Raw genomic sequence first — 12,890 nt, 5'->3', positions numbered from 1 at the left:
AGGAGTGGGGGCCGGATGTTCAAGTTCACCGAGGAGAAGGGGCAGCTCAAGTGCTCCTTCTGCGGCAAGTACCAGGACCAGGTGAAGCGCCTCGTCGCCGGGCCCGGCGTCTACATCTGCGACGAGTGCGTGGAGCTCTGCAGCGACATCATCGAGGAGGAGCTCAACGAAGAGGCCGAGTTCGACCTCCGCGACGTCCCCAAGCCGCGCGAGATCAAGGAGATCCTCGACCAGTACGTGATCGGCCAGGAGCGGGCCAAGAAGATCCTCTCCGTAGCCGTCTACAACCATTACAAGAGGATCAACTCGCGTACCAAGAACGAGGACGTCGAGCTGCAGAAGTCCAACGTGGTCCTGATCGGCCCCACCGGCTCCGGCAAGACGCTGATCGCCCAGACGCTGGCCAAGATCCTCAACGTCCCCTTCGCCATCGCCGACGCGACCAGCCTGACCGAGGCGGGCTACGTGGGCGAGGACGTGGAGAACATCCTGCTCAAGCTGATCCAGGCCGCCGACTACGACATCGAGAAGGCGGAGCGGGGCATCGTCTACATCGACGAGATCGACAAGATCGCGAGGAAGTCGGAGAACCCCTCCATCACCCGCGACGTCTCGGGCGAGGGCGTCCAGCAGGCGCTGCTCAAGATCCTGGAGGGGACGGTGGCCAGCGTGCCGCCCCAGGGCGGGAGGAAGCACCCGCACCAGGAGTTCATCCAGATCGACACCACCAACATCCTCTTCATCGTCGGGGGCGCCTTCGAAGGGCTGGACAAGATCATCCAGCGCAGGCTCGGCCAGCGCGTCATCGGCTTCAACTCGGAGCTGATCGGCAAGCAGGACGTGCGCATCGGGGAGATCCTCTCCCACGTTCTGCCCGAGGACCTGCTCAAGTTCGGGATGATCCCCGAGTTCGTCGGGCGCGTGCCCATCATCGCCACGCTGGACGCGCTGGACGAGGAGGCGCTGGTCCGCATCCTGACCGAGCCGAAGAACGCCCTGGTCAAGCAATACCAGCGCTTCTTCGAGATGGACGGCCTGGAGCTCGACTTCGACCCCGACGCCCTCCGCGAGGTGGCGCATCAGGCGCTGGCCCGGAAGACCGGGGCGCGCGGGCTCCGCGCCATCCTGGAGGACGTGATGCTGGACGTCATGTACGAGATGCCGTCGCGGAGCGACGTGGCCAAGGTCCGCATCACGCTGGACGCGGTGCGGAAGCTGCGCGAGCCGGACGTCATCTCCAAGGAGCAGGCGAAGGCGGAGACGGCGTGAAGACGGGCCGCTCCACCCCGGCAGCCCGCGGAGCCCCGCCGATCCGTCCGGCGGGGCCTCTTCGTCCCCGGGCGCCCGGCGACCTCGCCCCTGATACCCGGGAGGAGCGGCTGGCATACTAACCGCCGTCGGAGGCGAGGCGTGCCATGAGCGCCGTGGCGGCGGTACAGCTCTTCTTCGCGGTGGTGATCGGCCTCTACTTCTGGAACCTGCTGCGCACCCAGCAGGGAGCGCGGGTGGCCATCCAGCGCGAGTCGCGCCGGGAGATCGAGCGCCTTCAGCAGATGCGCCAGATCCGGCTGAACGAGCCGCTCTCGGAGAGGACGCGGCCCACCCGCTTCGAAGAGATCGTCGGCCAGGAGGAGGGGTTGCGGGCGCTCCGCGCCGCGCTCTGCGGCCGCAACCCGCAGCACGTCCTGATCTACGGCCCGCCCGGCGTGGGCAAGACGGCTGCCGCCCGGCTGGTGCTGGAGGAGGCGAAGGCCAACCCGCTCTCGCCCTTCGGCCCCGAGGCCCGCTTCGTCGAGGTGGACGGGGCCACCTCGCGCTGGGACGAGCGGGGCATCGCCGACCCGCTCATCGGCAGCGTCCACGACCCCATCTACCAGGGGGCGGGCGCCATGGGCATGGCGGGCATCCCCCAGCCCAAACCGGGGGCGGTCACCCGCGCCCACGGCGGCATCCTCTTCATCGACGAGATCGGCGAGCTCCACCCCATCCAGCTGAACAAACTGCTCAAGGTGCTGGAGGACCGGAAGGTGATCCTGGAGAGCGCCTACTACAACGCCGAGGATCCCAACATCCCCAGCCACATCCGCGACATCTTCGAGAACGGCCTGCCCGCCGACTTCCGCCTGGTGGGCGCCACCACGCGCCTTCCGGAGGAGATCCCCCAGGCCATCCGCTCGCGCTGCGTGGAGGTCTTCTTCCGTCCGCTGACCCGCGAGGAGGTGGCCACCATCGCGCGCAACGCGGCGGCCCGCCTGGGCATGCCGCTGGCGGAGGGCGGCGAGGAGCTGGTGGCGCGCTACGCCAGCAACGGGCGCGACGCCGTCAACCTCGTCCAGGTGGCGGCCGGCCTGGTGGAGAGCGAGCGCCGCGGGCGCATCGAGCGGCGCGACCTGGAGTGGGTGGTGCGTACCGGCCAGTATACGCCCCGCCTGGAGCCGACCGTGGCGCCCGAGCCGCAGGTGGGCGTGGTCAACGGGCTGGCGGTGGTCGGGCCCAACGTGGGCGCCCTCCTGGAGATCGAGGCCAGCGCGCGGCCGGCGCCGCTGGGCGCAGGCGGCCTCCAGGTGACCGGGATCATCGACGAGGAGGAGATGGTTTCGCTGGGCGGCCGCCGCGTCCGGCGCCGCTCCATGGTCTGGGCGGCCGCCGAGAACGCCGTCACGGCGCTCCGCCGCCTGCTGGGCGAGGAAGTGGACCGGCACCGCATCCACGTCAACTTCCCCGGCGGCGTGCCGGTGGACGGCCCCTCGGCGGGCGCGGCCATCGCCGTCGCCGTCTACTCGGCGCTGATGGGCCTGCCCGTGGACAACCGGGTGGCCATCACCGGCGAGGTGACGGCGCGCGGCACCATCCGGCCGGTGGGCGGCGTCCCCGCCAAGGTGCTGGCCGCGGTCCGCGCGGGGGCGCGGCACATCCTGGTGCCCCGTGACAACCTGCCCGAGGTGGAGGGCGTGGAGCACCGCGAGCTGGCGGGCGCGCGGGTGCAGGGCGTGGAGCGCCTGGAGGAGGCGCTGGCCGCCGCCGTCCGCGGTGAGCCGCGCCTACTCCGCGCCGGGGTCGGGGGTCCAGGCGCGCTTCCTGGAGGCGGGCTGGGAGCGGGCCCCGGCGGGGTGGGAGGAAGCGCCGCCGGCTCGTGAGCCGCTCCACTCCGTCCAGAGCATGCCGGCCAGGATGAGGAGGCCGCCGGCGCCGGGACGGGCCGCGAGGCGCTCGCCGGCCCAGAGGACGGCGAAGAGGTAGCTCCAGACCGGCTCCAGGGTGAAGAGGAGCGCCGCGTGGGTGGGCGTGGTGAAGGCCTGCGCCCGGCTCTGCACCCAGTAGGCCAGGGCGCTGGCCAGAAGGCCGGTCATGAGCAACGCGGGGGTCGCCCGGACGAGCGCCGGCCAGGTGGCGGCCAGGGGATGGCGCGGCGCCTCCAGGAACGCCCAGGCGGCCAGTGAGAGCAGGGCGACGGCCAGCATCTGCACGGCGGTCAGCGCCTCGGCCGGGACGGAGGAGGCCAGCCGCCCCACGGAGAGGATCTGCAGGGCGAAGGCGAAGGCGCAGGCCAGGAGCCAGAGATCGGCCGCCTGGAGGCGCCCCAGCTCGTTCCAGGAGGCGCCGGGAGGGAGCGTCAGCACCAGCAGTCCCGCGGTGGCCAGCGCCACGCCCAGCCAGGTGGCCGGCCGCGGCCGCCCCCCTGCCAGGGGGGCGAGCAGGGGCACCAGCACCACCGAGAGCCCGGTCAGGAAGCCCGCCTTGGCCGGGGAGGCCTGCTGGAGACCGATGGTCTGCGCGGCGTAGCCCGCGAAGAGAAAGAGACCGGCCAGAAGACTCCCCGTCCACTCCCGGCGGCCGAGCCGGCCGAGACCGCGGCGGGCGAGCAGGAGCAGGACCGCCGCCGCCAAGAGGAAGCGCGCCGCCAGGAAGGCGAAGGGCGTCACCGTGGCCAGCGCCGCCTTGATGACCACGAAGGTGGCGCCCCAGATCAGCGTCACCCCGGCCAGCGCCAAGTCGGCCAGGAGCGCCTGCCGTGCGGCGGGCGGGCGCACGGGCCCCCTCAGCGCCGCCCACCCCTGAGCGGCGCCGGTACCAGGGCGGCGGCGATCCGCCCCGCCAGCCAGTCCTCCATCTCGATCTCCAGCTCCGTTCCCTCCGCGGTATAACGCTCTTCCAGCACCTTCCCGCGGCTGTGCAGCAGCGCCAGCAGCTCGCCCCGGTTGTAGGGGACGACGAAGCGGGCGCGCACGCGGCTCTCGGAGAGCGCACGCTCCATGGCCGCGGCCAGCTGCTCGACGCCCTCACCGGTCCGCGCCGAGACCGGCAGCGCCCCCGGCGGAACCACCAGCGCGTAAGGATCCGCCAGCAGGTCGACCTTGTTGGCCACCAGGAGCGAGGGCCGCTCCAGGGCGCCGATCTCGGCCAGCACGGCGCGGACCGCCTCCATCTGCTCCTCGCGGGCCGGGTCGGCGGCGTCCAGCACGTGCACGATCAGGTCGGCGGCCGCCACCTCCTCCAGCGTCGCCCGGAAGGCGGCCACCAGCGTGTGCGGCAACTTGCGCACAAAGCCCACCGTGTCGGTGAGGAGGATCTCCTGGCCGCCGGGCAGCTTGAGGCGGCGCGTGGTCGGGTCGAGCGTGTCGAAAAGGCGCGGGTTGCCGGCGGGCTCGGCCTCGGCCGGCTGGCCGGCGGCGAAGCGGGCCAGCAGCGCCGCCCGCAGCGTCGACTTGCCGGCGTTGGTGTAGCCCACCAGCACCGCCACGGGAAGCGCCGCCCGCCGCCGCAGCGAGCGCTGCTGCTCGCGCTGGCGGCGCACCTCGGCCAGCTCGCGCCGGAGGTGCGCGACCCGCTCGCGGACGGCGCGGCGGTCGGCCTCCAGCTTGGTCTCGCCCGGGCCCCGCGTGCCGATGCCGCCGCCCAGGCGCGAGAGCGAGGTGCCCCGCCCCGCCAGCCGGGGCAGCCGGTAGAGGTGCTGGGCCAGCTCCACCTGGAGCTTCCCCTCGCGGGTGTGGGCACGGCGGGCGAAGATGTCCAGGATGACGCCCGAGCGGTCGAGCACCGCCAGGCCGGTGGCTTCCTCCAGGTTGCGCGCCTGGGCGGGCGTCAGCTCGTCGTCGCAGACCAGCAGCTCGGCACCCGCCTCCCGGGCGGCGGCGGCCGCCTCCGCCACCTTGCCCCGGCCCGCGTAGGTGCGCGGGTCGGGCTCGTCGCGCACCTGCAACGCGCGCCCCACCACTTCGCCACCGGCGCTGGCCACCAGCGCCGCCAGCTCCTCCAGCGAGGCCTCGCCCCGGGCGCGCTCGGCGGCCACTCCGAGGAGTAAGACCTTCTCGCGCTTCTCCGCCTTCTCCGGCCGATCGTCGACCATGCTTCGACCCCCGCTCTGCCGGTCGGCGGCGGGTGCGGGCCGCCCGCCTCCCAAAGCCGGCTCTCTGGAGCGCCTGGACGGATTTGACGGAAGGTGCAGGCCGGGTGCGGAACGAATCCTCACCGGCGTTCGACGCGAATCGCCGGCGGTTTGAGCCGTCTCCCGATGGAGAGGGGTGGCCCCTTGTCCCAACCGCTTCCCGACCGCGGACCGGCGCCGGTGACGATCCGCCCCCGGCGTCCCGGGGAGGAGGCTCTCATCGCCCGCTGGCAGGCGGACCCGGCCGTCGAGTACTGGCTCGGCCACCCCCGGCGGGGCCGCTACGACCTGATGGAGCGACTCCCGCACCGCGTCTGGATGATCGAACGGTCGGGAGAGCCCATCGGCTACCTTGGATTATATGACCTGGACGAGGACGACCGGTCGGCGGAGATGCAGATCTGCATCGGCCGCACCGACCTCTGGGGGCGGGGCATCGGCCGCGAGGCCATCCGCCAGATGCTGGAGCAAGTCTCCGCGGACCCCTCCGTCCGCCGCATCCACCTGCGGGTCTTCGCCGACAACGAGCGGGCCATCCGCTGCTACCGGGCGGTCGGCTTCCGCCTGGAGGGGATCCTCTCCGCCCGCTCCTCCGCGGAGGGCCGCGCCGTCCTGCTGATGGCGCGCGCTTTGGAGGGGCCGGTTGACACGGCCGGCGAGGCTGCGTTGAATGGGAGCGGATAAGGGACCGACCGGTCGGTCGATCCCCGGGAGGCGCATCGTGGGAGCATCCGGCGAGGGCCGACCGCGGACGGCGGAGCCTGGCGAGGGGGCCTCTTCCCCGCAGGGGGAGACCACGCCGCCGATGCGCGACCGGCTTCTCCGCGCGGCCGAGCAGGTGCTGGCGGAACGCGGCTACCACGGCGCCCGGGTGGAGGATGTGGTCCGCCGGGCGGGCGCCTCCAAAGGCGCTTTCTATCACTACTTCACCTCCAAGGAGGAGCTGCTCCTCGAACTGATCGACCGCCTCGGCGGCCTCCTGGCGCAGGCCATGGAACGGGCGTTGGCGGAGCGGCGCGGAGCGGCCGCCCGGGTCGAGGCGGCGTTGGCCGCGGTGCTGGGCACCCTGGCCGAGCACCGGGACCTGGCCTGGATCGTCCTGGTCGAGGCACCGGTGGGCGGCGAGGCACCCCGCCGGCGGCAGCAGGCGGTCAAGGAGCGGCTCATCGCCCGGATCCGTGCCGGTCTCGACGAGCTGGCCGGCGAGGGGCGGCTGGCCGTGCGGGAGACGGAGACGGTGGCCACCGCGCTCCTGGGGATGCTGGAGGCGCTGGCCGTGCGCTGGCTGATGGGCGGCCGGCCGGCCGATCTTCAGGCCTCCCTGGGGGAGCTGGCCCCCTTCGCCCTGCGCGGGATCGGCCTGCTTCCCGCCCCGGCGCGCGAGCCGGCGGCGGACGGGGACGGGAGGCTGCGGGGGCGCGGGGGAGCATGAGAGGCAGCTTGCGCGACTGGTGGGAGATCGCCCGCCCCTTCAGCTGGACGGCCTCGGTAGTGCCGGTGCTGGTCGGGGCGGCGGTGGCGGCCGACCTGGGCTTCTTCCGGCTCCCCGAGCTTCTGCTCACGCTGGTGGGCGCGGTGCTGCTCCAGATCGGCACCAACATCGTCAACGAAGTGGTGGACGTGGAGCGCGGCGTCGACACCGCGGAGACGGCCGGGGCCAGCCGCGTGGTCCTGGAGGGGCGGCTGCCCGCGCGGACCGCCTTCCGCGCCGGCGTGGCCAGCCTGGTGGCTGCGTTGGTCATCGGCCTCTGGCTGGCCGTCCGCTCCACGCTCTGGGTGCTTGGGCTGGGGGCTCTGGGGGCGCTGGCGGGCTACCTGTACACGGCCGGGCCCAAGGGGTACAAGTACCTGGCGCTGGGTGTGCCGCTGGTCTTTCTGCTGATGGGGCCGCTGGAGGTGCTCGCCTCGTTCATGGTCCAGTCGGGGCGCTTCGACCTCCTCCCGGTCTGGACGTCGCTGCCGGTCGGCTTCCTGGTGGCGGCCATCCTGCACGGGAACGACATGCGCGACCTGGCCCTCGACCGCCGTGCCGGCATCGCCACCCTGGCCGGCCTGGTGGGCCTGCCAACCTCGGCCTGGATCTACCGGTTCCTGCTTGCGGGCGCCTACGGGGTGGTCCTGCTCCTGGCCGCCCTGCAGGCGCTACCCTGGACCGCGCTTCTCGTCCTCCTCAGCCTGCCGGCGGCGGCGGAACCCTGGCGGCACGTGACGCGGGGGCTGGCCGACGAGCGGGAGCTCCTGCCCGTGGAGCCGCTCAGCGCCCGGCTGCACATGGTCTTCGGGCTGCTCCTGGCGCTGGGCACGGGACTTCCCGCCCTCCTGGGGGGGGTCGGCCTGTGAGATGGCCCGCAGCGGGCGCGGGCGACCGGCGGTCCGGCGCCGCCACGGACGGCTCCTTCGCCTGGAAGCTGGCGGCCAGCTGGCTCTTCGCCGCCCTGCTCTGGGCGGTCATGTTCGTCTGGCGGCCGCTCAACTTCTGGCTGCTGATGAGCCTCACCCAGGGGGCGCTGATCGCCATCTCGCTGGCCTTCGCGGGCAACCCCTTCGAGCACCGGCGTCCGACGGCGGGCGATGCGGTCCTGGGCGCGGGATCGGCGGCGCTGCTCTACGCCCTCTTCGCCCTGGGCAACCTCCTCTCGCGACGCCTGCTGCCGGGGGCCGGGCTCCAGATCGGCGCCATCTACGCCATCCGCCACGGCACCCCGGTGGGCTTGGTGGCGCTCCTGCTCCTCCTCCTCATCGGTCCGGGGGAGGAGATCTTCTGGCGGGGCTGGGTGCAGCGCCAGCTGGAGGCGCGCCTGGGCGAGAACCGGGCGATGCTCCTGACCGTCGTGCTCTACACGGGCATCCACCTGTCGACGGGCAACCCGATGCTCATCCTGGCCGCCTTGGCGGCGGGACTGGTCTGGTCGCTCATGTACCGCCTCTTCCACCGGCTCTGGCCCAACCTGATCTCGCACGCGCTCTGGGACATGGCGGCCATGGCGCTCTTCCCGTTCCGCTGAGCGGGGCGGGCCGGCGGCGGGCGAGCCAGGCGGGGGCCGCGCGCCGGCGGCCGGGCTGCCGGCACGGGCGACGGAAGGCGCCGTTGACGCCCGGGCGGAGAGCGGCTATAGTGCCTTTCACCGAAACCTTCCTACGCAAGCCGATGAACGGGAGCGAAGGGACGCCCAGAGAGCCGGTCCGCGGCTGGAAGGCCGGCCGTTCCGAACCCGCCCGGGAGGAGGCGGCGAGGAGCCGCCCGCAGGCCCGCGATACGGGCACATGAGCGGGGGGATGGGCCAGGCTGCCGGCTTGGCGGGCCGGCGCCGCTCCGTCCTCCAAGCAAGGTGGTACCACGGGGTCCTCCGTCCTTGCGGGCGGGGGGCCTCTTTTTTCGTCGCGGAGCATGGCCGCGGAGCCGGAAGGGCGGACGGGGCCGCTCGCGAGACGCAGGCGGAGGAAGGGGGCGACCGGGGTGGATGCGGTGCGACGGATGACGGGGGAGCCCGAGGAGGAGGCGGTCGGGCGGACGACGCCCGGCCTGGAGTCCATCCGCCTCGGCCTGGTGGGAGCCGGCGAGATGGCGGAGGCGCTCCTGGCGGGACTGGTGGGCGGCGGGCGCCTGCGGCCCGAGCGCATCCTGGTGAACAACCGCTCGAACCGCGCCCGGCTGGAGCATCTGGCTGCGCACTGGGGGGTGAGGGCGACGCGGGAGAAGGCCGCCCTGGCCGAGGCGGACCTCTTGGTGCTGGCGGTCAAGCCGGCCGACGCGGCCGAGGCTCTGGCCCAGCTGCGGCCCCACGTGCGCGAGGGCGCCGCCCTGGTCAGCGTGGTGGCCGGCCTGCCCACAGAGGCCATCCTGGCCCGCCTGGGGCGCGAGCTGCCCGTGGTGCGCGCCATGCCCAACACCCCCAGCCGGGTGGGCGAGGGGGCGACCGCGCTGGCCGCGGGGCGGCTGGCCGGGCCGCGCGAGCTGGCGCTGGCCCGGCAGCTCTTCGCCGGTGTGGGCCGGGTGGTGGAGGTGGGGGAGGAGGCGCTGGACGCCGTCACCGGCCTGTCGGGAAGCGGCCCGGCGTACGTCTTCCTCCTCCTCGAGGCGCTGATCGCCGCCGGCGTCAAGGAAGGGCTGGAGTACGGCGTGGCCCGGGAGCTGGCGCTGCAGACGGTCTTCGGCGCGGCCAAGATGGCGCTGGAGCGGGGCGAGGATCCGGCCCGGCTGCGCGAGGAGGTCACCTCGCCCAACGGGACGACCATGGCGGGGCTGGCCGCCCTGGAACAGCGGGGCTTCCGCCAGGCGCTGGAGGCGGCGGTGGGGCGGGCGGCGGCCCGCGCCCGCGAACTGGGGCTGCTCTACTCTTGAGCGCCGGGGGCGCCCGCCGGCAGGGTGCAGCCGGTTGACGGCGCGGGCGGCGCTTCCTAGAATAAGGCACACTCCGCGGCGGCCCGGCCGCCGCGACGCCAGAGAGGCCAGAGGCCGAGGAGCGGGAGGAGTACGGCGTGGAGCCGTCGCAGAGAGGCGGGTCGAGGCCGCGCGGCCGAGGCTGGAAGCCCGCCCGGTGAAACGCCCGAAGGTCGCCCGCGAGGCCGGCCACCCCGGGTGGCCCGGCGGCCCGCCGATACCGGGTCGAGAGCCCGCGCCGGAACGAGCCGGCGCGGGAACGAAGGTGGTACCGCGGGTCCCTCCGTCCTTCACGGAGGGACCCTTTCCTTTGGGAGGCGGGGTCGAGGATGGAGGAGAGACGGAAAGGCCTGGCCGCCGAAGAGGTGGCGGAGGAGCTGCCGAAGGCGTGGAACCCGGCCGAGGGCGAGCCCGAGGCCGCCCGCATCTGGGAGGAGGCCGGCCTCTACCGGGCGCCCGAGGGGGGGCGGAGCCGGACGGGCGAGCGCTTCTCGATCGTCATGCCGCCGCCCAACGTGACCGGCAACCTGCACATGGGCCACGCCATGGACAACACGCTCCAGGACATCCTCGTCCGCTGGCACCGGATGCGCGGCGACGCCACCCTCTGGCAGCCGGGCACCGACCACGCCGGCATCGCCACCCAGCACGTGGTGGAGGTGCGCCTGGCGGAGGAGGGGCTCGACCGGCGCAGCCTGGGACGCGAGGCCTTCGTGGAGCGGGTCTGGCGCTGGAAGGACGAGTACGAGGCGAACATCCTCCGCCAGCTGCGGCGGATGGGCGCCTCGCCCGACTGGAGCCGCCTCCGCTTCACCATGGACGAGGGGCTCTCCCGCGCCGTGCGCGAGGTCTTCGTGCGCCTCTGGGAGCGGGGCCTGATCTACCGCGGCGACTACATCATCCAGTGGTGCCCCGACTGTGGCACCGCCCTGGCGGACATCGAGGTGGAGCACGAGCCGGCGGAGGGCCGCCTCTACCGTGTCCGCTACCCCTTGCTGGACGGGGAGGGGCGCGAGAGCGGCGAGGCGCTGGAGGTGGCCACGGCCCGCCCGGAGACCATGTTCGGCGACGTGGCGGTGGCCGTCCATCCCGGCGACGGGCGCTACCGCCACCTGGTGGGCCGCGCCCTGCGCCACCCGCTCGTGGACCGGAAGCTTCCCGTGATCGCCGACGAGGCGGTCGACCCGGACTTCGGTACCGGGGCCCTGAAGGTGACGCCGGCGCACGACCCCGACGACTTCGAGATCGGCCGGCGCCACGGCCTGGAGCCGGTCCAGGTGATCGACGAGGAAGGCCGGCTGACCGCCGAGGCCGGGCGCTTCGCGGGGATGGAGCGCTTCGCGGCGCGCGAGGCGGTGGTGGAAGAGCTGCGCCGGCGGGGCTTCCTGGCGGGGGAGGAGCGCTACGAGCAGGCGGTCGGCCGCTGCTACCGCTGCGGTACGGTGGTGGAGCCGCTCGTCTCGCGCCAGTGGTTCGTCCGCGTGGGGCCCCTGGCCGACAAGGCACGGCGGGCGGTGGAGCGCGGCGAGGTGCGCTTCGTGCCCGAGCGCTTCACGCGGATCTTCTTCAACTGGCTTGACGGCCTCCACGACTGGTGCATCTCGCGCCAGATCTGGTGGGGGCACCGCATCCCGGCCTGGACCTGCGCGCACTGCGGTCAGCTGACGGTGGCGCGCGAGGCGCCGGAGCGCTGCCCGCGCTGCGGCTCGACGGAGCTGGAGCAGGACCCCGACGTCCTCGACACCTGGTTCAGCTCGGCGCTCTGGCCCTTCACGACGCTGGGCTGGCCCGAGCGGACGCGGGAGCTGGAGCTCTACTACCCGACCTCGGTGCTGGTCACCGGCTATGACATCCTTTTCTTCTGGGTCGCGCGAATGCTCTTCATGGGGCTCGAGTTCATGGGCCAGGTGCCCTTCCGGACGGTGGTGCTGCACGGGCTGATCCGCGACGAGCAGGGGCGGAAGATGTCCAAGTCGCGCGGAAACGGGGTCGACCCGCTGGAGGTGGCCGACGTCTACGGCGCCGACGCGCTCCGCTGGAGCCTGGTGGTGGGTGTCTCGCCCGGCAACGACCAGCGCTTCCTGCGCGAGAAGGTGGAGGGCGCCCGCAACTTCGCCAACAAGGTCTGGAACGTGGCGCGCTTTGCGCGCCTCAACCTGGGCGACCTGAAGGCGGGCTTCGATGCGGACGGCCTGCCGCTCCTGCCCGAGGAAGGGCTGCGCCTGGAAGACCGCTGGATCCTCTCGCGCCTGGGGGCGGTGACGGAGGCGGTCGACCGGCGGCTCGGCCAGTTCGAGTTCGGCGAGGCGGCGCGGGAGCTGTACGACTTCCTCTGGGGCGAGGTCTGCGACTGGTATGTGGAGGCCATCAAGCCGCGCCTGCGGCCGGAGGCCGGCGACGAGGCGGCGGAAGCCGACCGGGGCGTGGCGCAACGGGTCCTCCTGGGCCTGCTCGACCGCTCGCTGCGGCTCCTCCATCCCTTCATGCCCTTCGTCAGCGAGGTGATCTGGCAGCACCTGCCCCACCGGGGCCCCGCCCTGATGGGCGCCGCCTGGCCGGCGGCCGAGGAGCGGCGGGACGCCGCGGCCGAGGAAGCCATGGGGCGGCTCATGGCCGCCGTCCGCGCCATGCGCAACCTGCGCAGCGAACTGCGCCTGGCGCCCTCCGCGCGTCCGCGCTTCCTGGTCCGCGGCGAGGGGGCCGGGCTGCTCCTGGACGAGGCGCGCATGGTCCGCACGCTGGCCGGCCTGGGCGGCCTGGAGCCGGTGCAGCCGGGCGCCGAGCCCGAGCCCGGCAGCTTCCTGGCCGACGTGGCCGGGGGGGCGGAGCTGATCCTGCCGCTGGAGGGCCTGGGCGACCGCGAGGAGCTGCGCGCCCGCTTCGCCCGCGAGCTCGAGCGCCTGGAAGAGGAGCTGGGGCGCGAGCGCGCCCGGCTGGCCAGCGACGGCTTCGTGCGCAAGGCGCCGCCCGAGGTGGTGGAGAGGAGCCGGCGGGCGGTGGAGGAGAAGGAGGCGGCCGCCGCGCTCCTCCGCCTTCGCCTCCGCCAGCTGGGCGCCCTCTAGCCGGGTGCGCGGGAGAGCGGGGCCGCGAGGGGTGACGACGGGCTCACCGCCATGGTAGACT

General features: G+C 73.7%; 10 protein-coding genes. 8 read left to right on the top strand and 2 right to left on the bottom strand.

What is annotated here, in order from left to right; all coding sequences use genetic code 11:
* Positions 1-15: 15 nt before the first annotated feature.
* Positions 16-1,269: an ATP-dependent Clp protease ATP-binding subunit ClpX gene (clpX, locus tag K6U79_00395; protein MCL6520823.1), complete on the top strand. Its 1,254-nt coding sequence runs from the start codon at positions 16-18 to the stop codon at positions 1,267-1,269.
* Between the two features lie 146 nt (positions 1,270-1,415).
* Positions 1,416-3,137 (top strand): ATP-dependent protease LonB, encoded by a 1,722-nt coding sequence (lonB, locus tag K6U79_00390; GenBank protein ID MCL6520822.1) that lies wholly within the window; start codon positions 1,416-1,418, stop codon positions 3,135-3,137.
* Here lonB and K6U79_00385 read toward each other — a convergent pair.
* Entirely contained in the window at positions 3,042-4,031 is a 990-nt protein-coding gene (locus K6U79_00385) for a DMT family transporter (protein MCL6520821.1), read from the bottom strand. The two genes, lonB and K6U79_00385, sit on opposite strands and share 96 nt — an antisense overlap.
* 8 nt (positions 4,032-4,039) lie before the next feature.
* On the bottom strand, positions 4,040-5,347 hold the full coding sequence (gene hflX / locus K6U79_00380) for a GTPase HflX (GenBank protein MCL6520820.1): 1,308 nt from the start codon (positions 5,345-5,347) through the stop codon (positions 4,040-4,042).
* Positions 5,348-5,530: 183 nt separating this feature from the next.
* On the opposite strand from hflX, the gene K6U79_00375 reads away from it, so the two are divergent.
* From K6U79_00375 to K6U79_00350, 6 genes are all read left to right on the top strand, one after another.
* Positions 5,531-6,070: a GNAT family N-acetyltransferase gene (locus K6U79_00375; protein MCL6520819.1), complete on the top strand. Its 540-nt coding sequence runs from the start codon at positions 5,531-5,533 to the stop codon at positions 6,068-6,070.
* A gap of 121 nt (positions 6,071-6,191) precedes the next feature.
* Positions 6,192-6,818, top strand: a complete 627-nt coding sequence (locus K6U79_00370) for a TetR/AcrR family transcriptional regulator (GenBank protein MCL6520818.1) — start codon at positions 6,192-6,194, stop codon at positions 6,816-6,818.
* Positions 6,815-7,726 carry a 1,4-dihydroxy-2-naphthoate octaprenyltransferase gene (gene menA / locus K6U79_00365; GenBank protein ID MCL6520817.1) on the top strand — a complete coding sequence of 304 codons (912 nt, stop codon included), beginning with the start codon at positions 6,815-6,817 and terminating at the stop codon, positions 7,724-7,726. Before K6U79_00370 ends, menA begins: the two co-directional genes overlap by 4 nt.
* The gene (locus K6U79_00360) at positions 7,723-8,391 is read left to right on the top strand and encodes a CPBP family intramembrane metalloprotease (protein MCL6520816.1); all 669 of its coding nucleotides are present in this window, start codon (positions 7,723-7,725) and stop codon (positions 8,389-8,391) included. The genes menA and K6U79_00360 overlap by 4 nt, the downstream gene beginning before the upstream one ends.
* 470 nt (positions 8,392-8,861) lie before the next feature.
* Positions 8,862-9,728, top strand: coding sequence for a pyrroline-5-carboxylate reductase (gene proC / locus K6U79_00355; protein ID MCL6520815.1), 867 nt, complete (start codon positions 8,862-8,864; stop codon positions 9,726-9,728).
* Positions 9,729-10,096: 368 nt separating this feature from the next.
* Complete coding sequence (locus K6U79_00350) at positions 10,097-12,829, top strand: valine--tRNA ligase (GenBank protein MCL6520814.1); 2,733 nt, start codon at positions 10,097-10,099, stop codon at positions 12,827-12,829.
* Positions 12,830-12,890: the final 61 nt, after the last annotated feature.

This window comes from Bacillota bacterium, assembly GCA_023511835.1.
Lineage (GTDB): Bacteria > Bacillota > Sulfobacillia > JAIMAT01 > JAIMAT01 > JAIMAT01.
Note: the sequence above shows the minus strand (reverse complement) of the source record. Positions and strands in the feature narration are given on the sequence as shown.

What these genes read in the sequence shown, in the direction of transcription:
- clpX (MCL6520823.1), top strand. Translation starts at nt 16, where the DNA reads ATGTTCAAGTTCACCGAGGAGAAGGGGCAGCTCAAGTGCTCCTTCTGC.
- lonB (MCL6520822.1), top strand. Translation starts at nt 1,416, where the DNA reads ATGAGCGCCGTGGCGGCGGTACAGCTCTTCTTCGCGGTGGTGATCGGC.
- hflX (MCL6520820.1), bottom strand. Translation starts at nt 5,347, where the DNA reads ATGGTCGACGATCGGCCGGAGAAGGCGGAGAAGCGCGAGAAGGTCTTA.
- K6U79_00370 (MCL6520818.1), top strand. Translation starts at nt 6,192, where the DNA reads ATGCGCGACCGGCTTCTCCGCGCGGCCGAGCAGGTGCTGGCGGAACGC.
- menA (MCL6520817.1), top strand. Translation starts at nt 6,815, where the DNA reads ATGAGAGGCAGCTTGCGCGACTGGTGGGAGATCGCCCGCCCCTTCAGC.
- proC (MCL6520815.1), top strand. Translation starts at nt 8,862, where the DNA reads ATGACGGGGGAGCCCGAGGAGGAGGCGGTCGGGCGGACGACGCCCGGC.
- K6U79_00350 (MCL6520814.1), top strand. Translation starts at nt 10,097, where the DNA reads ATGGAGGAGAGACGGAAAGGCCTGGCCGCCGAAGAGGTGGCGGAGGAG.